This window comes from Roseicyclus salinarum (assembly GCF_029624655.1).
GTDB lineage: Bacteria > Pseudomonadota > Alphaproteobacteria > Rhodobacterales > Rhodobacteraceae > Roseibacterium > Roseibacterium salinarum.
The window spans coordinates 153,486-173,448 of record NZ_JARRSA010000008.1 but is presented as its reverse complement, the minus strand read 5'-3'; the positions used below and the strand labels follow the sequence as shown (position 1 = coordinate 173,448).

General features: G+C 69.8%; 19 protein-coding genes. 7 read left to right on the top strand and 12 right to left on the bottom strand.

Translation table 11 applies throughout. The features are described from left to right. Positions 1 to 49 precede the first annotated feature (49 nt). A complete protein-coding gene (locus P6F26_RS07785) occupies positions 50 to 730 on the bottom strand; it encodes an ABC transporter ATP-binding protein (RefSeq protein ID WP_278028098.1) in 681 nt (226 codons plus the stop codon). Continuing rightward, complete coding sequence (locus tag P6F26_RS07780; protein ID WP_278028097.1) at positions 723 to 2,009, bottom strand: lipoprotein-releasing ABC transporter permease subunit; 1,287 nt, start codon at positions 2,007 to 2,009, stop codon at positions 723 to 725. Before P6F26_RS07780 ends, P6F26_RS07785 begins: the two co-directional genes overlap by 8 nt. A gap of 147 nt (positions 2,010 to 2,156) precedes the next feature. On the opposite strand from P6F26_RS07780, the gene P6F26_RS07775 reads away from it, so the two are divergent. Further along, complete coding sequence (locus tag P6F26_RS07775; RefSeq protein ID WP_278028096.1) at positions 2,157 to 3,281, top strand: beta-ketoacyl-ACP synthase III; 1,125 nt, start codon at positions 2,157 to 2,159, stop codon at positions 3,279 to 3,281. A 19-nt stretch (positions 3,282 to 3,300) separates the two neighbouring features. Here the strand turns inward: P6F26_RS07775 and P6F26_RS07770 are convergent, their stop codons facing one another. Then, the gene (locus P6F26_RS07770; protein ID WP_278028095.1) at positions 3,301 to 3,765 is read right to left on the bottom strand and encodes a hypothetical protein; all 465 of its coding nucleotides are present in this window, start codon (positions 3,763 to 3,765) and stop codon (positions 3,301 to 3,303) included. A 69-nt stretch (positions 3,766 to 3,834) separates the two neighbouring features. Between P6F26_RS07770 and P6F26_RS07765 the strand changes: the two genes are divergently transcribed. Continuing rightward, positions 3,835 to 4,422 (top strand): thymidine kinase, encoded by a 588-nt coding sequence (locus tag P6F26_RS07765; RefSeq protein ID WP_278028094.1) that lies wholly within the window; start codon positions 3,835 to 3,837, stop codon positions 4,420 to 4,422. Positions 4,423 to 4,513: 91 nt separating this feature from the next. Here P6F26_RS07765 and P6F26_RS07760 read toward each other — a convergent pair whose 3' ends face one another. The 6 genes from P6F26_RS07760 to P6F26_RS07735 form a co-directional block, all read right to left on the bottom strand. After that, on the bottom strand, positions 4,514 to 5,461 hold the full coding sequence (locus tag P6F26_RS07760; protein WP_278028093.1) for a 2-hydroxyacid dehydrogenase: 948 nt from the start codon (positions 5,459 to 5,461) through the stop codon (positions 4,514 to 4,516). Beyond that, complete coding sequence (locus P6F26_RS07755) at positions 5,461 to 5,799, bottom strand: tRNA-binding protein (protein WP_278028092.1); 339 nt, start codon at positions 5,797 to 5,799, stop codon at positions 5,461 to 5,463. The genes P6F26_RS07760 and P6F26_RS07755 overlap by 1 nt, the downstream gene beginning before the upstream one ends. Continuing rightward, complete coding sequence (gene proC, locus P6F26_RS07750; protein ID WP_278028091.1) at positions 5,796 to 6,608, bottom strand: pyrroline-5-carboxylate reductase; 813 nt, start codon at positions 6,606 to 6,608, stop codon at positions 5,796 to 5,798. Before proC ends, P6F26_RS07755 begins: the two co-directional genes overlap by 4 nt. Positions 6,609 to 6,641: 33 nt before the next feature. Further along, the gene (locus P6F26_RS07745) at positions 6,642 to 7,145 is read right to left on the bottom strand and encodes a type III secretion system chaperone family protein (protein ID WP_278028090.1); all 504 of its coding nucleotides are present in this window, start codon (positions 7,143 to 7,145) and stop codon (positions 6,642 to 6,644) included. Positions 7,146 to 7,365: 220 nt separating this feature from the next. Then, entirely contained in the window at positions 7,366 to 7,983 is a 618-nt protein-coding gene (locus P6F26_RS07740) for a DUF2726 domain-containing protein (protein WP_278028089.1), read from the bottom strand. 167 nt (positions 7,984 to 8,150) lie between these two features. Next, positions 8,151 to 8,399, bottom strand: a complete 249-nt coding sequence (locus P6F26_RS07735) for an accessory factor UbiK family protein (RefSeq protein WP_278028088.1) — start codon at positions 8,397 to 8,399, stop codon at positions 8,151 to 8,153. A gap of 144 nt (positions 8,400 to 8,543) precedes the next feature. Between P6F26_RS07735 and lgt the strand changes: the two genes are divergently transcribed. From lgt to pgeF, 3 genes are read left to right on the top strand one after another with little or no spacing between them, the layout of a single operon-like run. Next, entirely contained in the window at positions 8,544 to 9,458 is a 915-nt protein-coding gene (gene lgt / locus P6F26_RS07730) for a prolipoprotein diacylglyceryl transferase (protein WP_278028087.1), read from the top strand. After that, positions 9,455 to 10,522, top strand: coding sequence for a class I SAM-dependent methyltransferase (locus P6F26_RS07725; protein WP_278028086.1), 1,068 nt, complete (start codon positions 9,455 to 9,457; stop codon positions 10,520 to 10,522). Before lgt ends, P6F26_RS07725 begins: the two co-directional genes overlap by 4 nt. Before the next feature lie 33 nt (positions 10,523 to 10,555). Beyond that, positions 10,556 to 11,326 carry a peptidoglycan editing factor PgeF gene (gene pgeF / locus P6F26_RS07720; RefSeq protein ID WP_278028085.1) on the top strand — a complete coding sequence of 257 codons (771 nt, stop codon included), beginning with the start codon at positions 10,556 to 10,558 and terminating at the stop codon, positions 11,324 to 11,326. Positions 11,327 to 11,786: 460 nt separating this feature from the next. Here the strand turns inward: pgeF and P6F26_RS07715 are convergent, their stop codons facing one another. Both P6F26_RS07715 and P6F26_RS07710 read right to left on the bottom strand, forming a co-directional pair. Then, a complete protein-coding gene (locus P6F26_RS07715) occupies positions 11,787 to 13,853 on the bottom strand; it encodes a tetratricopeptide repeat-containing sulfotransferase family protein (RefSeq protein ID WP_278028084.1) in 2,067 nt (688 codons plus the stop codon). A 4-nt stretch (positions 13,854 to 13,857) separates the two neighbouring features. Beyond that, positions 13,858 to 14,358, bottom strand: coding sequence for an Lrp/AsnC family transcriptional regulator (locus P6F26_RS07710; RefSeq protein ID WP_278028083.1), 501 nt, complete (start codon positions 14,356 to 14,358; stop codon positions 13,858 to 13,860). A gap of 250 nt (positions 14,359 to 14,608) precedes the next feature. Between P6F26_RS07710 and trxB the strand changes: the two genes are divergently transcribed. Together trxB and P6F26_RS07700 are read left to right on the top strand one after the other, a co-directional pair. Beyond that, entirely contained in the window at positions 14,609 to 15,604 is a 996-nt protein-coding gene (gene trxB / locus P6F26_RS07705) for a thioredoxin-disulfide reductase (RefSeq protein WP_278028082.1), read from the top strand. A 365-nt stretch (positions 15,605 to 15,969) separates the two neighbouring features. After that, positions 15,970 to 18,039 carry a bifunctional sulfate adenylyltransferase/adenylylsulfate kinase gene (locus P6F26_RS07700; RefSeq protein ID WP_278028081.1) on the top strand — a complete coding sequence of 690 codons (2,070 nt, stop codon included), beginning with the start codon at positions 15,970 to 15,972 and terminating at the stop codon, positions 18,037 to 18,039. Between the two features lie 216 nt (positions 18,040 to 18,255). On the opposite strand, the gene P6F26_RS07695 is transcribed toward P6F26_RS07700, so the two are convergent. Continuing rightward, on the bottom strand, positions 18,256 to 19,695 hold the full coding sequence (locus P6F26_RS07695) for an MORN repeat-containing protein (protein ID WP_430736730.1): 1,440 nt from the start codon (positions 19,693 to 19,695) through the stop codon (positions 18,256 to 18,258). Between the last annotated feature and the right edge of the window lie 268 nt (positions 19,696 to 19,963).

Sequence of the window (19,963 nt, the reverse complement as noted above, 5' to 3'; positions counted from 1 at the left end):
GCGCGCGGCCGCGGCCGCGCCTCTCGCCGCCTCCGCCCCGTGTCCGGCGTCAGGCAAGCACCCCCTGGTCGAGCCTCAGCACCCGGTCCATCCGCGCCGCGAGCGAGGGGTTGTGCGTCGCGATCAGCGCGGCCATCCCCGTCTCGCGCACCAGCGACATGAGCACCTCGAAGACGCGGTCCGACGTCTCGGGGTCGAGGTTGCCGGTCGGCTCGTCCGCAAGCAGCACCCGCGGCCCGTTCGCAAGCGCCCGGCAGAAGGCCACACGCTGCTGTTCGCCCCCCGACAGGGCGCCCGGCCGGTGCTGCGCGCGGCCGGTCAGGCCGACGCGGTCCAGAAGCATGGCCGCCCGCTCCGCCGCCTCGCGCCGCGGCGCGCCGTGCGCCAGCTGCGGCAGGATCACGTTCTCGGCCGCGGTGAACTCGGGCAGAAGATGGTGGAACTGGTAGACGAAGCCGACCAGACCGCGCCGCGCCGCCGTCCTCGCCCGGTCCGAGGCATGTCCGACGTCCCGCCCGGCGATCTCGACCGTTCCCGCATCGGCGGTGTCGAGCAGGCCCGCGATGTGCAGAAGCGTGGACTTCCCCGCCCCGGAGGGCGCCACGAGGCCCACGACCTCGCCCTCCGCAATCTCCGCCGAGGCGCCGCGCAGCACGCGGACCTCGTTGGGGCGGCCGCGGTTGTAGACCTTCTCGATCCCGCCGAGCCTCAGCGCAGGTGCCTCATTCATAGCGCAGCGCCTCGACCGGGTTCATCCGCGCGGCCCGGCGCGCGGGAAACACCGTCACCAGGAACGACAGTCCCAGCGACAGCGCCATCGCCGACAGGACGTCCCCCCATTCCAGCCGCGCGGGCAGGCTCGACAGGAAGCGCACCGAAGGGTCCCAGACGCCGCCGCCCGCGACCCAGTTCACGAAGGCGAAGATCGGGTCGATCCAGATCGCGAAGGCGCATCCCAGCGCCACGCCCACGACGGTGCCCGCAACCCCGATGGCCGATCCGCAGATGAAGAAGACGCGCAGGACCGACCCCTCCGACAGACCCATCGTGCGCAGGATGCCGATGTCGCGCGACTTGTTCTTCACCAGCATGATCAAGCCGGAGACGATGTTCATCGTCGCGATCAGGACCAGGATCGACAGGATGATGAACATGATGTTGTCCTCCATCTGGAGGGCCTGGAGGAACGCGCCCGAACTGTCCTGCCAGGTCCAGAGCGAGACGCCCGCGCCCGCGGCCCGAAGGATCGGCACGATCATCTCCTGCACCTCTTCGGGATCCGCCAGCAGCACCTCGATCTCGTCGGCCACCCCGTCGCGGTTGAAGTAGGTCTGCGCCTCGGCAAAGGGCATGTAGACCCGCACCCGGTCGATGTCCCAGCGCCCGACCTGGAAGATGTAGACGACCTCGTAGGCCGAGACGCGCGGGCTGGTGCCGAAGGGCGTGCGCGCCCCGTCGGGCGAGATCAGGCGCACCGTGTCGCCCACGCCCACGCCCAGCTCGCGCGCGACGCCCGAGCCGATTGCGATGCCTTCCGAGAAGCGCGAAAGATCGCCGCGCGCCAACTCCGGCTCCGCGACCAGAGGCACCTCGGCGAGGTCCTCGGGCGCGATGCCGATGACCTCGACGCCGGCGTTCCGGCCCTGGTGGGTCGCCATCACCTGGCCGCGCACCACCGCCGCGGCATGGACGACGCCGGGCACGCCCGCCACCGCGTCCGCCACCTCGGCGTAGTTTTCCAGCGTCCGGTCGATCTGCCCCGTCGCGGTCGTCTCGACCTGGTCGTAGACGCTGACATGTGCGTTCGCGCCGAGGATCGTGCCCACGAACTCGTAGCGGAACCCCGAGCGCACGGCGAGCGTCGCGATCAGCGCCGCGACGGCAAGCGCGATCCCAAGGAAGCTGATCCATGTCATCACGCTCACGCCTCCCTCGGCGCGGCGCGCGCGCAGGTAGCGCCAGGCGATCAGGAATTCGAACCCGGCGAAGGGAGGCGGAGAGGCGGCCATGCGGATGGCTCCTTGATGCTCGATTGTCGCGCAAAGTGGCCAGTTTCGCCCGGGTGTCAAGCAAGCCGCACGGCAGCGGGGCGCGCCACGAGGCTTGACGCCCCGCAGCTTTCGCGCGCATCTGCGACGCACATTCCGGAGAGAGACATGCATCAGCCAGCCATCACCGGGCACGGGGTCTTCACCCCCGGCGAGACGATCACCAACGACGAGCTCGTGGCCGCCTTCAACGCCCATGCCGACCGCTGGAACGCCGATCACGCCGAGGCCATCGCGGCCGGTGAGGTCGAGGCGAAGGCCCATTCCTCGAGCGATTTCATCCTCGCCGCCTCGGGCATCGAGCAGCGCTTCGTTCTCGACAAGACCGGTGTCCTCGATCCCGGCGTGATGCATCCCTGGCTGAGGGAACGCCGCGACGACGAGCCCGGCCAGATGGCGGAGATGGCGCTGGGACCCTGCCGTGAGGCCCTCGACATGGCCGGCGTCGATCCCTCCGAGGTGGACGCCGTCATCTGCGCCGCCTCCAACCACGAGCGCGCCTACCCCGCCGTCGCCATCGAGATCCAGGACCTGCTCGGCGCGGGCGGCTTCGCCTTCGACATGAACGTCGCCTGCTCCTCGGCGACCTTCGGCATCCAGGCCGCCGCCGACATGGTCCGGTCGGGCTCCATCGCCCGCGCCCTCGTCGTGAACCCCGAGATCTGCTCGGCGCACCTCGAATGGCGCGACCGCGACTGCCACTTCATCTTCGGCGACGTCTGCACGGCGGTGCTGATCGAGCGCGAGGATCTCGCACGCGGCCCGCACTTCCGCATCCGCTCCACGCGCTGCGCGACCCAGTTCTCCAACAACATCCGCAACAACGACGGCTTTCTGCGCCGGACGCGGAAGGGCCACATGCAGGACCGCCGCGACATGCAGTTCATGCAGAACGGCCGCAAGGTCTTCAAGGAGGTGCTGCCGCTCGTCTCGAAACACATCGCCGAGCACATGGCCGAGGACGGCATCGGGCCGGGCGACCTCAGGCGCCTCTGGCTGCACCAGGCCAACAGGACGATGAACGACTACATCGGCCGCAAGGTGCTGGGACGCGATCCCGAACCGGGCGAGCAGCCGAACATCCTTCAGGACTACGCGAACACCTCCTCGGCCGGATCGATCATCGCCTTCTCCAAACACTGCGAGGACCTCGCGCACGGCGACCTCGGCCTGATCTGCTCGTTCGGGGCGGGCTACTCGGTGGGATCGGTCATCCTGGAACGCGCCGCCTGAGGCCGCCCCACGCCCGGCATCAGCCGCCCTCGGCCTCCAGCTTCAGCTTCATCTCGACCAGAACCCTCTGCAGCTCCAGCACCTCCGCCAGCAGCCGCCGCGTCTCGTTCACCGAAATCACGCCGTCCTCGAGCGCGCGGTGGTACTCCGCCATCAGGATCGCGAAGCGCTGGCTCAGGGCGATGACGCCCGCGGTGACGCCGCCCTCCCCGCGCCCGGCATTGCGCCGCCCCTCCCCGTAGGCCACCTGTCCCCCGTTCAGCTCCGCAAGCGCCGCGGTGACGTGCGGGAAGGACGAGGCCGCCTCCAGCGCGGCGACCGCGTCGACCGGGATGAACCGGTCGGCATGACCCTCGTCCTCCGAGAAGTAGCGCCCCAGCGTCGCCTTGGACCGCCCCGTCAGCGTGCAGGCGGCCGCATAGCCCACGTCCTTGATCAGCCGCTCGGTGTGCCGCTTGAGATAGAGCCCCGCCGCATCCGTCATGTCCTGTCCCCGTCCCCGCGGCTCGCAGGCGCCCTTGCCCCCGCCGCGCCTTTTTTGCACAAGCCGGCCATGGCCAAGCTCCACTTCCACTACTCCACGATGAACGCGGGGAAATCGACCCTGCTTCTGCAGGCGTCCTACAACTACATCGAGCGCGGGATGCAGACCTACCTGCTGACCGCGAATTTCGACGATCGCGCGGGAACGGCCCGGATCGCGAGCCGGATCGGCATCGCCGCCGAAGCAGACACCTATACGCAGGCCTGCGACCTCTTCGCGAAGATCGAGGCACGCCTTGCGGCCGGCCCCTGCGCCTGCGTGCTCGTCGACGAGGCGCAGTGGATGACGCGCGAGCAGGTGTGGCAGCTCGCGCGCGCCGTCGACGACCTCGGAGTGCCGGTGATGTGCTACGGGCTGCGGGTCGATTTCCGGGGCGAGCTCTTTCCCGGCTCCGCGGCGCTTCTCGCGCTCGCCGACGAGATGCGCGAGGTGCGCACGATCTGCCATTGCGGCAGCAAGGCCACGATGGTGATCCGCGTGGACGCCAACGGCGAGGCCGTGACCGAGGGCGCGCAGATCGAGGTCGGCGGCAACGACCGCTACGTCTCGCTGTGCCGGCGCCACTTCCGCGAGGCGACGGGCGACCGGCCCGCCTGACGGCCCCGGCTTCATCCTTGCAGGAAAACTCTCGGGGGGAGGCGCCGCAGGCGCCGGGGGGCAGACAGCCCCCCTCCGGCGGCGCCGTCTCTCAGACCGCGTTGGGCGGAACGCGGCCTTCCGAAAACGCGATGACGTTCTCCAGCGCCATGCGCCCCATCGCCTCGCGCACCTCCAGCGCGGCCGTGCCGAGATGCGGCAGCAGCACGACGTTCTCCAGCGCGACCAGCCGGGCCGGCACCTCTGGCTCGAACTCGTAGACGTCGAGCCCCGCGCCCGCGATCGTTCCCGCCTCCAGCGCGTCGATCAGCGCCGCCTCGTCGACGACGTCGCCGCGCGAGATGTTGACGAAGATCGCGTGCGGCCGCATCGCCGCGAACGCGTTCCGCCCCACGAGGTGATGCGTCCCCGCGCCGCCGGGCGTCGCAAGCACCACGATGTCGGCGAGGCCCAGCGCCTCGCGCATCTCCATCTGCTCGGCAGGCATGTCGACCTCCTTGCGCGAGCGGTTGACGTAGACGATCCGGCAGCCGAACCCGAAGTGGCAGCGCCGCGCGATGGCCTGCCCGATGCGGCCCATGCCGACGATGCACACCGTCTTGCCGGTAACGTGCAGCCCCAGCATCTGCGTCGGGTGCCAGCCCGCCCAGTCGCCCCTCCGCACCATCCGCTCGCCCTCGCCCGCACGGCGCGCCGCCGACAGGATCAGCGTCATGGCGATGTCGGCCGTGGCGTCGGTGACGGCGCCGGGCGTGTTCGTCACCGCCACGCCCGCAGCCTTCGCCGCCTCCGCGTCGATGTGGTTGTAGCCCACCCCGAAATTCGCCAGGAGCCCGCAGCGCGGCCTGCCCGCTGCCTCGAAGGCCGCCGCCCGGAAGGCGTCGCCAAGCGTCGGCAGGACCGCGTCGTAGTCCCTCAGCGCGGTCACGCATTCGTCGTGGCCCATCGGCGTCGTGACGCCCCGGCAGGTCACGTCGAAACGTGCCTCCGCCTCGGCCATCACGCTTTCGGGAAGGCGGCGGGAAATCAGGAGTTTCATCAATGCATCCTTTCGCCGTCGGCGACGCGCCGGTCAGGGGCGAGCAGCACGATCCCGCCATCTTCGTCCGACAGGCCGAGCACCAGCACCTCCGACAGCATCGGGCCGATCTGGCGGGGCGGGAAGTTCACCACGGCCATGACCTGTCGGCCGGGCAGGTCCTCGGGGGCGTAATGGGCGGTGATCTGCGCCGAGCTCTTCTTCTCGCCGATGCCGGGGCCGAAATCGATCCAGAGCCTGATCGCGGGCTTGCGCGCCTCGGGGAAGGGCTCGGCCCGCAAGACGGTGCCCACGCGGATGTCGACCTTGAGGAAATCGTCGTAGGAGATCTCGCTCATCCGCGAAGCTCCCGGCTGCGGCGCGCCGCCGCGGCGACGGTGCGCCGGATCAGGGGCGAAAGCCCCGTGGCATCGTCCATCAGCACCTCGAGCCCCGCCTGTGTCGTGCCGTTGGGACTGGTCACGTTGATGCGCAACTGTTCCGGCGTCTCGTCCGCGCTCATCGCCAGCGCGCCCGCACCCGCCACGGTCGCCTTGGCGAGCGCCATGGCAAGCTCGGGCGGCAGACCCTCGGCCACGCCCGCCTCCGCCATCGCGTCGATCATGTGAAAGACGTAGGCCGGGCCGGACCCGGACACGCCGGTGACGGCGTCGATCTGGTCCTCGGCGTCCAGCCGCACGACGTGTCCCACCGCCGAGAGAAGCGCCTCGGCCAGCGCGAGGTCGTCGGGCCCGGCCGCCGCGTTGCCGACGATCGCGGTGATGCCCTGCCCGATGGCGGCCGGCGTGTTGGGCATCGCGCGCACGACGCGCGTGCCCTCGCCGAGCGCGGCCTCGAACGTGGCGATCGGCGTTCCCGCGGCGACCGACACGAACAGCGTGCCGCCCCCGCCGAAGGCCGCGACCCGCGGGAGCGCCTCGGCCATCATCTGCGGCTTCACGGCCAGAAGCACGACCGCCGGGTTTTCGGGCATCGTCCCGTTCAGCGACACACCCTGCACGCGAAGCCAGTCCGAAGGGTTCGGATCGATGACATGGACGGAGGCCGGCGGCAGGTCACGCTCCAGCCAGCCCTCCAGCATCGCCGATCCCATCTTGCCGCAGCCCAGCATGACAAGGCCGCGGCGCGCGATCTCGGAAAAAGCCATTCTCGTCCCCCGTCATTCGTTCGGGGACGCAGACTAGGCGCGGCCGTAGCCCTCCGCAATGGCGACCTGCATGGCCTCCTCGGGGGTGCGGTCCGACCAAAGCGCAAGCTGGAACGCGGGATAGTAGCGCTCGGCCGAGAGGACCGCGGTCTCCACGATGCAGGCGATCTGATCGGGGCTGGCCAGCTGTTCGCCCGCCAGCACGAGACCGTAGCGGTAGACCATGAGCTTCTGGGCCGCCCACCAGGTGAAGGCGCCCGCCCAGCAGCGGTCGTTCACGAGGTTCATCATCTCGTAGAGCTTCGCGCGGCCGTCTTCCGGCGGGTCCATGTCGAAAGTGCAGATCATGCGCAGCGTCTCGTCGTAGGACGACCACGCAAGGGTGACGGAATAGGTCCGCCACTGTCCCTCGATGGCCATCGCGATCTGATCGTCCGCGACGCGGTCGAAATCCCACTCGTGATGAGTGGCCAGCGACTCCACGATATCGATGGGATGGATGTCCTCGACGTCCAGATACTGCTCGGAATGCGACATTGCCCAGGCCTCGTTGGGTTGGCAGCCGTGCAGGGCCTTGGTTATCGTTCCAAGACGCCCACTACTGGCTGGGTGTCTTTGCTAGGGGTCGCCGGGACGGGCCCGGTCCCTACAAGATATCGTGCGGCGACTTCCGGGACCTGTAAAGAAGTATTTTTGTGACGCAAAGGGTGGGCACGCCGAATTATGGCGTTACCCACAAGATATAGCGGTTTGGGGATTACTGCGCCGCAATGACCTGCGGATCGCCGACATGCCGCCGGATCTCGTCGAGCTGCGCCGGGCTAAGGCCCCTGGGCGAGGCCATGAGGAACAGGATGCCCGCGTTCGCGCAAGCATCCGCCTCCACACCGTCATCTTCCCCCGCCGAGAGACTGTCGCGCTCGAGGCTGACCGCCACGACCGGCTGCCAGGCATCGTCCACCACGAGGAAATCGACCTGCCGGGAAGACATGAGGATTGCGGCCTCGATCTCGTCGCTGCGGGACAGTCCCTTCATGCCGTTGTAGAGAAACGCGCTCAGCGCCACCTGCGGCAGGACGCGATGGCCCGCGGCGCCGCGCAGGGCGACCTCCTCGATCTGTGCGAAGACGCGCTTCTCGCTGACGTCCACGACGGGCATCGCGTAGGTCCTGAGGCTCGGCTTCCGCGCGGCGGAGGCGTTGCGCTCGTTCTGCTCTCGCTGCGTTTCCTGCTGGCGGCGGCGTTCAAGCCTCCGACGGATCCTCTTCTTCCGCTGGCGCAGGATCACGGCGATCGCGAACAGGCCGAGGACGCCGATCACGGCGGCAAGCATCACGGCAGGCGCAAGCAGGATGGAAAGGATGGATTCGTCCATTGATCTGACCCTCGCACGAAACTACGCGCCCGGAGTAGCCGGGAAAATGGCCGATCGCTAGGCGGGGTCGCGGCGGGCGCGGGGCCGAATTGCACCCGTTTTCGGGCAGGACGTTCAGGATCGCAGGGTCTTCGCCGAGGCGCGGCTGCGCGGCGCGCCCCGTCCGATCAGCCCTTCGACGCGGCCTCGAGCGCGGCGATGCGCGCCTTGAGCGCCTCGTTCTCCTCGCGCGCCTTCTGAGCCATCGCGCGCACTGCCTCGAATTCCTCGCGGGTGACGAAATCGCGGTCGGCAAGCCAGCGGTCGATCATGGAGTTCATCGCCGTCTCGGCCTCGGCGCGCGCGCCCTGGGCCACGCCCATCGCGTTCGTCATCAGCTGGCTGACATCTTCCATGATCCGGTTGCGCGTCTGCATCGGTGGCCTCCTCGTTCTGGCTTCGGACATATGGCCCCGCGCCCGGCGGGGATCAAGGTTGACTTCACCCCGGCCGCCCCGCATCCCGGCGCACACGAGCCCGCTGCCATCCCCACCCGTCAGGCTGAAGGACCGCGCAAGACCATGATCCTCGCCATTCCCTTTCCCGACATCTCGCCCGAGATCTTCTCGGTCTCCTTCGGCGACTTCACCTTCGCGCTGCGGTGGTATGCGCTGGCCTACATCACGGGTCTGGTGGCGGGCTGGTGGCTGATCGTGCGCGCGGTCCGGCGGCCCGCGCTCTGGCCGGGCGAGACGCCGCCGATGCGCCCCGAGCAGGTCGAGGGCCTTCTGACCGCGGTCGTGCTGGGCGTGATCCTGGGCGGGCGGATCGGCTACGCGCTGTTCTACCAGCCCGGCGGCTACCTTTCCGACCCGCTGTCGATCCTGCGCATCTGGGAGGGCGGCATGTCCTTCCACGGCGGGCTGATCGGGGTCGCGATCGCAGGGTGGATCTTCTGCCGCCGCAACGACGTCCCGCCGCTGCAGGTGGCGGACGCGATGGCGACGGTTGCCCCCATCGGCATCGGCCTGGGACGGATCGCGAACTTCATCAACGCCGAGCTCTGGGGCCGTCCGTCCGACGTGCCGTGGGCCGTGATCTTCCCCGGCGAGGCGGCGCAGGCCTGTCCCGGCCCCGAAGGCCTGGTGGAGCGCGCGATGGCGACGCTTTGCGCGCGCCATCCCTCGCAGCTTTACGAGGCGCTCCTCGAAGGTCTGCTCATGGGCGCGATCCTCCTGTGGCTGGGGTGGCGGCGGGGCTGGCTGAAGCGGCCCGGTGCGCTGACGGGGCTGTTCCTCGTCCTCTACGGCCTGTCGCGCTTCGCGGTGGAGTTCGTGCGCCAGCCCGACGCGCAGTTCGTCTCGGCCGGCAACCCGCTGGGCTACGCGCTGCACCTGTCGCCCTCGGTGGGGCTGACGATGGGGCAGCTTCTGACCCTTCCGATGATCGCGGCGGGCCTGTGGCTGATCGCGCGGCGGCGGACGGCCTCGGCATGACGCCGCTCAAGGCCCGCCTCGTCCAGCGCATCGGCCGCACCGGGCCGATGACGCTGGCCGACTACATGACCGAGTGCCTGCTGCACCCCGAGCACGGCTACTACACGCGGCGCGACCCGCTCGGGCGGGCGGGCGATTTCGTCACCGCGCCCGAAATCTCCCAGATGTTCGGCGAGCTCCTGGGGCTGTGCCTCGCGCAGACCTGGATGGACCACGGCGCTCCGGGCGAATTCGCGCTGGTCGAGCTGGGGCCCGGGCGCGGCACGCTGATGGCCGACGCGCTGCGCGCCACGGCGGGCGTGCCGGGCTTCCACGACGCCCTGCGGCTGCACCTCGTGGAGGCCTCGCCGCACCTGCGCACGCTTCAGGCCGAAACCCTCGCCGGCGCGGCCCCGCAATTCCACGACACGCTCGACACGATCCCCGACCTGCCCCTTCTCCTCGTGGCCAACGAGTTCTTCGACGCGCTTCCGATCCGCCAGTTCCAGCGCGCAGGCGGGCCGTCCTGGCGCGAGCGGGTGGTCGGCGTCCGCGACGACGACCTCGTGCTCGGCCTCGCCCCGCCCGGTCCCGTCGCCGCGCTTGAGGGGCGGCTCGCGGACACGCACGACGGCCAGATCGTGGAACACAACGCGCCCGCCGAAGCCATCGCCGCCGCCATCGGCGAGCGGATCGCGCGCCGGGGGGGCGCCGCGCTGATCGTGGATTATGGCGACACGGAAAGCATCGGCGACACCTTCCAGGCGATTGCGGCCCATGCCCATGCGGACCCGTTCCACGCCCCCGGCGAGGCCGACCTGACGGCGCATGTCGCCTTCGGCCCGATCGCGCGGGCTGCGGCGCCCGCGAAGGCCTCTCCCCTGGTGACGCAAGGCGTCTTCCTCGAGCGGCTCGGCGTCACCGGGCGCGCCCGCGCGCTGGCGCGGCGGCTGGAGGGCGAAGCGCTCGATGCGCATGTCGCCGCACACAGGCGGTTGACGCATCCCGATGAAATGGGAAACCTGTTCAAGCTGCTCGCGATCGTGCCGGAGGGGTCGTCTCTTCCGCCCGGATTCGCGGACTAAGCCGCAAGAAAAGGGAGGCAGCGCAATCCGTCCATGGCCGCAGTGACCGTAAGCCTCGAGATCCTCACCGCGCCTGCGCTCGGCGGCGTGCGCCACGGATTCTTCACGCGACGCGGCGGCGCGTCGTCGGGCATATTCGAAGGCCTGAACTGCGGCGGAGGATCGTCGGACCAGTCCGAGATCGTGGAGATGAACCGCGGCCGGGCTGCGGCCGCGCTCGGGGTCGTGCCGGAACGGCTCGTCACCGTGAACCAGGTGCATTCGGCGGACGCCGTCACGCTCGGGGCGTCCCCCTCGGATCGGCCGCGCGCCGACGCCATCGTGACCTCGACACCGGGCCTCGCCATCGCGATCCTGACGGCCGACTGCCAGCCCATCCTGTTCTCGGACCCCGAGGCCGGCGTCATCGGCGCCGCGCACGCGGGCTGGCGCGGGGCGCTCGACGGTATCGTCGAAGCCACCATCGACGAGATGGAGGCCGCCGGCGCGGACCGGGACCGCATCCGCGCGGCCATCGGCCCCTGCATCAGCCAGTCCGCCTACGAGGTCGGACAGGAATTTCTCGAACGCTTCTGCGACGACGACCCGGCCAACGCGCGCTTCTTCATCAACGGGGCGGACGACAGGTACCTGTTCGACCTTCCAGGCTACGGGTTGAAGCGGCTGCGCGCCGCCGGCATCCGCAACGCGGAATGGACGCGGCACTGCACCTACCGCGACGCGGGCCGCTTCTATTCGTACCGCCGCTCGATCCACCGGGGCGAGGCGGATTACGGACGGCTCCTGTCGGCCATCCGTCTCTGACGCGGGCGGGACGGACCTCCAGGGCAAGCCGGTAGATTTCGTATCGAATCGCGCTCGAAAAGGCGCGGCGCGGCAAGCCCGCGCCCCATTTTCGCCGTGAAAGTTCATCGCGCGTTAGAAAATTCGCCGCAAGACTGCCGGAAAGCCGCGGCATCACCGCCCGAAGGCCCGCATGGGCCCGGACGCGCCACGGAACGAGGACACAGGCAGATGAAAACCCGTCGCTGGATGGAAACCATCCTCGCTGAGGCGAAGAAGACAGAGGCCGAGATCAGACTCGCCTGGGCGCGCAAGTACAGACCCAGACGGGCAGCCGCAAAGCCGGCCAGGATCAAGGCCACAGGGTAAGGCCACCGGATGGGGGGCCGGCGCGACGCCTCTCGATCGCGAACGCTTGAAGCGGGCGGCCAGAACGGCCGCCCTTCGCGTCTCCGGGCAGCGCGCCTTCGCAGGGGAACGTTCAGTCCGGCGCCTGCAGATCGTGCCGCGCGGTCCGGTCAAGCTCGGCGAGAAGATCGCCAAGGCCCGCCTCGAACCGGCGCCACCCCGCAACCGACCCGCGTCCGATCGGCTGGCGCACCTGCGCGAAGCTCAGCGTGGCGACGTTGCGTCTGGCGGCATGCGGCGAGAGGCAGGCCTCGTCCCATGCAAGGCCGCAGAACGCCACGAGACGCCGTATCTCTGGCTCGGGGTCGGAGGTCAGCGCCTCGTAGTCGAGCACATGCACCCGGTCCACGAGCCGCTCGGCCCAGAACGCGACGAGCGCCTCGTGCAGCCGGATGTAGCGCGCCATCTGCACCTGATCGTAGGCATAGCGGTGCAGCCCCTCGGCGAACATGTTGCGCCACAGCGACAGGCCGGTGTCCCGCGGATCGCGCCGGAGCACGACGAAACGCGCGCCCGGCAACGCGGCGGCGGCATGGCCGATGCGCGAGAAGGTCGAGATCGCCTTGTCGGCGATCACCGCCGTGGCACCGGTCCTGCGCCGCGCGGCGGTGAGGTAACGGCGCCCGGCCTCGGCGAAGCGGGCGGCATCGGGTGCGCCGTCGCGCAGGCCCTCGATCGCGGGCGCGAGCGCGCGCGACAGGAACGGCATCTCGCCGCCGGCCGTGACGTCGGGATGAGCGGCCAGGACGCTTTCGACCAGCGTGGTGCCGGACCGGGGCAGCCCGGTGACGAAGACGACGGGCTCGGCCGGCCCCTCGCGCGTCATGCCCTCTAGGCTCCGCCAGTCCGCGGCAAGGCGCCGGGCGCTCTCAAGATCGGCATCGAACGAATAGGGGAAGGCCTGCGCCATGAGCCGGTTGGCCCGCTCGAGATGGCCGGTCTCGACCTCGGTGTCGCCGCGGTCGGCGGCAAACTTGGCCGCCGCGAAGGACATGACGCGGCGTGTCCGCGCGTCGAGATCCGCCTGACCCAGCTGACCGGCAAGCGCGGCGGCGACCGGATCGTCCGGCGCGGACCTGCGGCCGTTGGCATAGGCGCGGTAGGCTTCGGCGGTGCGCGGGGCGATCTCGATGGCGCGCGTCAGGTCGGCTTCGGCGCCCGCAAGATCGCCAACCGTCTGGCGAAGCTGTCCGCGCTGCACCAGAAGGCCCGCGTCATCGGGCCGGGCCGCCAGCGCCTCGCCAAGAACCGCCTGCGCAGCCTCGATCTCGCCCTCGTCGGTCAGCGCGCTCGCAAGCTCGCGGCGGAGCGACAGGGCGCGTTCGGGCCGCGCCTTCAGCGCCGGGGCCAAGGCCTTGCGCGCGGCATCGGCCCGGCGCAAGGCCGCGAGGGTCAGGGCGTTCTCGCGGTGAACGCCCGCGGGCGCCTTGCGCGCGGCGGCCGCGGCGGCAAGCACCTCCGACGCTTCCTCGATGCGGCAGATGTCGCGCAGAACGGCGGCCCGCGGCAACGTCGTCTCGGCCCCCGCCGCCGCCGCCTCGTCCAGAACCGACAGCGCGCGCAGGGGCCTTCCCAGGCGGGCCAGCGCCTGCGCGAGGTCGAGGAGGACGGCGCCGTCGCCCGGCGCGCGGTCGCGCGCCGTCTCCAGCGCGGGCAGCGCCGCCGCCCAGTTGCCGAGCGCGAGATGGGCCGCACCCAGCGCATGGGCGGGCGCGGCGGCGGCAGGCGCGGCGCGCACCAGCGCAAGCGCCTGCTTCAGGGCGCGGTCGGCCTCGCCCTTCGCGATCTGGCCGAAGATCGGCGCGGCCTCCTCGGCCAGGCCGAGGGGCACGCGCGCACGCGCCGCCTCGCGTTCGAGCTGCCGGCGCGCGGCGCCCTCCAGCACCGCGTGCAGCGCCTGCCAGATCGCGGCCTCGCCGGGCTTGGCCTTCAGCGCCTTGCGAAGGCTTGCCTCGGCCGCCTCCAGGTCGCCGGCCCGCGTCTGCAGGCGGCCGACCTGGAACAGCACCTCGCCCTGGCCCGGAACGACCGTGAGGATGCGCCGGTAGATCGCAAGAGCGGCCTCAGCCTCGCCGGCCTTCTGCAGGCCCAGCGCCTCCTGATAAAGCGACGGGATCTGGCTTTTTGCGGGGGGCAACATCGGATCAGGCGGACCTGCTCAGCCTGTCCTCCATGACCTCGAAAGGAACGCCGGGCGCGTCCTTTGCGCCGCGGATCACAAGCGACGTGCGCACGCTCGCCACGTTGGGCGCGGCGGTCAGGTCGCCGGTCAGGAAGCTCTGGAAGGTCGAGAGATCGGGCGCGACGCATTTCAGGATGAAGTCGATGTCGCCGTTGAGCATGTGGCACTCGCGGACCAGCGGCCACGAGCGGCAGAGCGTCTCGAAGGCCACGAGATCGGCCTCGGCCTGGCTGGAAAGGCCGACCATGGCGAAGACCTGGACCTCGAAGCCCAGAAGGCGGGGATCGACCTCGGCGTGGTAGCCGCGGATGTAGCCCGCCTCCTCCAGCGTGCGGACGCGCCGCAGGCAGGGCGGCGCGGAGATTCCGACGCGCTTGGCGAGTTCGACGTTGGTCATTCGGCCATCGGCCTGAAGCTCGGCAAGGATTTTGCGGTCTATCGGGTCGAGCTTTGTACTGGGCATGTGGTCCGCGCCTCTGACGGAGAAGTGTCTGGTGGTTATTTGCGTGAGCAGGTTGCGCCGCGCAACTTTATTTCACGCTGGCGCAACATTTGAAAGAGGCACGCCGGTTTTGCAACCCGGATCTGGACGCCGGTGCCCGTTTACTGCGCAGCGCGGGCATTCCGCGTCAAGGCGAAGGGCCCGATCGGCCCTTTCGCGCGGACGGCGCCCGGCCTATATCCTCGTCGTGGAACAGAAGTGAGGCCCGATCATGTCCGACACCCGCCACACCCGCCTGCTGATCATCGGGTCCGGTCCCGCCGGTTATACGGCCGCCGTCTACGCGTCGCGCGCGATGCTCGAACCGATCCTCGTGCAGGGCATCCAGCCCGGCGGCCAGCTGACCATCACCACGGATGTCGAGAACTGGCCGGGCGACGCGTCCGTCATGGGCCCCGACCTGATGGTCCGCATGGAGGCCCATGCGCGCGAAACCGGGGCCGAGATCATCTCGGACCACATCAGCGCGCTGGACCTCTCGAAGCGTCCCTTCACCGCCACGGGCGACACCGGCACGACCTACACCGCCGACGCCGTGATCCTTGCGACCGGCGCGCAGGCGAAGTGGCTGGGCCTTTCCTCCGAAGAGCATTTCAAGGGCTTTGGCGTCTCGGCCTGCGCGACCTGCGACGGGTTCTTCTATCGCGGCAAGGAGATCGTCGTGATCGGCGGCGGCAACACCGCGGTGGAAGAGGCACTGTTCCTGACGAACTTCGCCACCAAGGTGACGCTGGTGCACCGCCGCGACAGCCTGCGCGCCGAGAAGATCATGCAGGAGCGCCTGTTCCGGAACCCCAAGGTCGAGGTGGTGTGGAACCACACGGTGGAAGAGGTCGTCGGCTCCGAGGAGCCGCGCGGCGTCGAGGGCGTGGTCGTTCGCGACGTCGAGACGGGCGAGACGCGGACGATCGCCTGCGCTGGCTTCTTCGTGGCAATCGGCCATGCGCCGGCGACCGACCTCGTGAAGGATCAGCTCGACCTGCACAATGGCGGCTACGTCAAGGTCGAGCCTGGCACCACCCGCACCTCGATCCCGGGCGTCTTCGCCGCCGGGGACGTCACCGACCACGTCTATCGGCAGGCCGTGACGAGCGCCGGAATGGGCTGCATGGCCGCGCTCGACGCCGAGAAGTGGCTGGCCGAACAGGAAGGCGAGCCGGTGACGGAAGCGGGCGTCTACGCCGCGGAGACCCCGGCCGCGGAGTGACGTGATGCGGCGCGCCCGGCACGGGCGCCGCCAGACGCCCTGATGGACCGGGCGGCATCTTGCCCGCGGCACCAGCGAAGTTCGACACAAAGCGCGCGACGGAGGCGGCAAGCCTCCGCGCCACACCGCGGCAATCGCCAGCCCGGCCCGTTCGTCTGCTCTCGGGACGCCGCGCGGTTCGCGCGCGACCGTCTTCCGCAAGAACAAGCCTCGCAGGGGGCGACGGCCCGAGACCCCGTGAAACCCGGGCCTTATTGATGCCGGGCTGGCGACATTGTGTTCATGGGTGAACAAACCTCTTTCGTCGAGCGTGGGCGCGTGTCATTTGTTCAGCGGTGAACAAACCCGACTCAACCGGACCTGCCGTGACCGATCCGCTTCCGCCCCTCGCAGACGAGGACCTCGTCTTTCGCCTGTTGCGCCAGCTCGACAGGGCCCCCGAGGCGTCGCAGCGCGCCACGGCGGAAGCGCTCGGGATCAGCCTCGGGCGGCTCAACGCGCAGCTTCGCGCGGTGACGGACGCGGGGCTCGTCACCGTCACGGACCGGCAGGGTCCGGACCGGCGCCAGCGGTTCGCCTACGCCCTCACGTCGCGCGGCGCGGCGGAACGGTCGCGCCTCGCGGACCGCTTCCTCGCCCGCAAGCTTGCCGAATACGACGCCCTTCACGCCGAACTGACCGGAACGGCCAGCGGCCTTCTTTCCCTCAAGACCAGGACCCCTTTCATGCAGAACCACTTGACCCCGATCCAGGAACTCTACGTCTCGCCGGACAGCGCGCAGAAGCTGAAGCGCGACGCGGGCGACCTTCCCTCGTGGGACCTGACGCCGCGCCAGACCTGCGACCTGGAGCTTCTGATGAACGGCGGCTTCAACCCGCTCAAGGGCTTCCTCGGCCAGGAGGATTACGACAGCGTCCTCACCACGATGCGGCTTGCCGGTGGCACGCTCTGGCCGATGCCGATCACGCTCGACGTGTCCGAGGCCTTCGCCGAGACGGTCGAGCCGGGTCAGGACATTGCCCTGCGCGACGCCGAGGGCGTCATCCTCGCCATCCTGTCGGTGTCGGACAAGTGGAGCCCCGACAAGGCGCGCGAGGCCGAACTGGTCTACGGCGCCGACGACCTCGCCCATCCGGCGGTCAACTACCTGCACCACGTCGCGGGCCCCGTCTATCTCGGCGGCGCGATCACCGGCATCCAGCCGCCGACGCATTACGACTTCCGCGCCCGCCGCGACACGCCGAACGAGCTGCGCGCCTATTTCCGCAAGCTCGGTTGGCGCCGCGTCGTCGCCTTCCAGACGCGCAACCCGCTGCACCGCGCCCACCAGGAGCTGACGTTCCGCGCCGCCAAGGAGGCGCAGGCCAACCTGCTGATCCATCCGGTCGTGGGCATGACGAAGCCGGGCGACGTCGATCACTTCACCCGCGTGCGCTGCTACGAGGCCGTGCTCGACAAGTATCCCGCCTCGACCACCCACATGAGCCTTCTGAACCTCGCCATGCGCATGGCGGGCCCGCGCGAGGCCGTCTGGCACGGCATCATCCGCAAGAACCACGGCTGCACCCACATGATCGTGGGCCGCGACCATGCCGGCCCCGGCAAGAACAGCGCGGGCGAGGATTTCTACGGCCCCTACGACGCGCAGGAGCTGGTGCGCGAGCATCAGGCCGAGATCGGCATCGAGATGGTCGACTTCAAGCACATGGTCTTCGTGCAGGAGCGCGCCCAGTACGAGCCCGCCGACGAGATCGAAGACCGCGAGAACGTCACCATCCTGAACATCTCGGGCACCGAGCTTCGCCGCCGTCTGCGCGAGGGACTTGAGATCCCGGAATGGTTCTCGTTCCCCGAGGTGGTCAACGAGCTGCGCCGCACCTCGCCGCCGCGTTCGAAGCAGGGCTTCACCGTGTTCTTCACCGGGCTTTCGGGCTCGGGCAAGTCGACCATCGCCAACGCGATCATGGTCAAGCTGATGGAGATGGGCGGGCGTCCCGTGACGCTTCTGGACGGTGACGTGGTGCGCAAGCACCTGTCGAGCGAACTGGGCTTCTCGAAGGAACACCGCGACATCAACATCCGCCGCATCGGCTATGTCGCGTCGGAGATCACCAAGAACGGCGGCATCGCCATCTGCGCGCCCATCGCGCCCTACACCGCAACCCGGCGGGCGGTGCGCGAGATGATCGAGGCCTACGGCGCCTTCGTCGAGGTGCATGTCGCAACCAGCCTCGAGGAATGCGAGCGCCGCGACCGCAAGGGCCTCTACAAGCTGGCGCGCGAAGGCAAGATCAAGGAGTTCACCGGCATCTCCGACCCCTACGAGGCGCCGACCAGCGCCGAACTGGTCGTGAACACCGAAGGGATGGAGGTCGACCACTGCGCCCAGCAGGTGCTTCTGAAGCTGGAAAGCATGGGACTGGTGGCAGGCTGAGCGCCGCCCCGTCGATCGCCACGCAAGACGGGCGCCGGAGAGATCCGGCGCCCCTGTTTCATGCGATTTCGGCTGTCCCGGCCAATTCGCGCCTGACGCGCGGACAAGGCCTCGCGGGCTCGCGGCAGATGGCAGTCGGCACAGGGACGCGGCCCCAGGCGCGTCAAGCGGTCCTCGGACGTCGCGCGCCGTCCTGCCAGCGCACGGCGCCGGGGGTCAGCCGTCGGTGGCCTCGCCCGCCGCTGAGTCCGCGCCCGGCGGCGTCTCGGACGTGTCGGGCTGCGCGGCGGGGGTCGGGGCGTCCGCCGCGTCCTCGGCGGGAAGCCCCGCCTCCCATTCGGTGTCGAGAACCTCGCCCGAGGCGTAGCGCATGACGCCCTCGCCCTGCCGGCGTCCATTGACGAACATGCCTTCGTAGACGTCGCCGTTGGAATAGGTCGCGATGCCCGTGCCGTTGATCTCGCCGTCGTCCCATTCGCCGGCATAGGTGAAGCCATCGGGCATGGTCAGCGTGCCCTGTCCCTCCCGCTGGCCCGCGACGAACTGGCCGTCGTAGACGGTGCCGTCGGCGTAGGTCGCGACGCCCTCACCGTGGCGCAGGCCGTCTTCCCACTGGCCCTCGTAGCGGTAGCCGTCGGGGTGGCTCATCACGCCCTGCCCGTGCTGGCGGGCGTTGAGGAACTGGCCCTCGTAGACGAGGCCGTTGGCGTATCGGGCGACGCCCGTCCCCTGGATCACGCCGTCCACCCAACCGCCCTCGTAGGAGGATCCGTCCGGGTACGTGATCGTGCCTGAGCCATGCGCGAGGTCGTTGCGGAAGCTTCCGACATAGACCGACCCGTCGGGATAGGTGACTTCGCCCTGCCCCTCGATGCGGCCCTGCCGCCATTCGCCCACGTAGACGTAGCCGTCCACGCCGATGAAGGTGCCCTGCCCGCTGCGGCGGTCGTTCTCGAACGTGCCTTCGTAGACGTCGCCGTTGGCATAGACGACGCGCCCCTCGCCCTCGCGGCGGCCATCGACCAGCGTTCCCGTGTAGACGTCGCCGTTGGGCTGCGTCAGCGTGCCCTGGCCGTTGATCTGGCCGTCGATCCACTCACCCTCGTAGACCACGCCGTCGGCCATCTGCAGGCGGCCCGTGCCCTCGCGCTGGCCGTCGTCGAACTGGCCCGAGTAGACCGACCCGTCGGGATAGGTGATGGTGCCCGTACCCTGCTTCAGGCCGTCCTGCCACTGGCCCTCGTAGCGGTAGCCGTTGGGCCCGGTCATGACGCCCTCGCCATGATGGAGCGCGTTGCGGAACTCGCCCGTGTAGCTCACGCCGTTGGCATAGACGGCTGTGCCTGCGCCCTCGATGCGGCCCTCGTTCCATTCGCCGTCGTAGGTGGAACCGTCGGCGAAGGTGATCGACCCCATGCCCTGCGGGCGGCCCGCGGCGAACTCGCCCTCGTAGACCGACCCGTCGGGGAAGCGCGCGACGCCCTGGCCGCGGATCTCTCCGTCCACCCATTCGCCGGCATATTCATAGCCATTGGGAAGGCGGTAGGTGCCAGTGCCGTGCTGCACGCCGCCACGGAACTCGCCCTCGTAGATCCCGCCGTTGTCGTACTGGACGATATCCGTGCGGGTGTCGCCGCCGGCATCGTCCTGCGCCATGGCCGCGCCCGACGCCATCAGCGCCAGGCCGCTGGCAATCGCGACGCCCAGGTTCGTCTTTCGCACGGGTCTTGCCCCTCCCATGTCCTCGGAGCCGGTCCTGTCGAGCAGGCGCGCTCGGCGTGCATGAAGCTATTGGAGGCACAGGGTCTCTGCAACGCCTTTCGGTCCGCGGGCCTTGCGACGGCTTGGCCCCGCCGGGTGGTCTGCTATGTGGGGGGCGGAATGGATCCGGGCCGACGCCCGGACCGCTGGCCGAGTTGCTGAC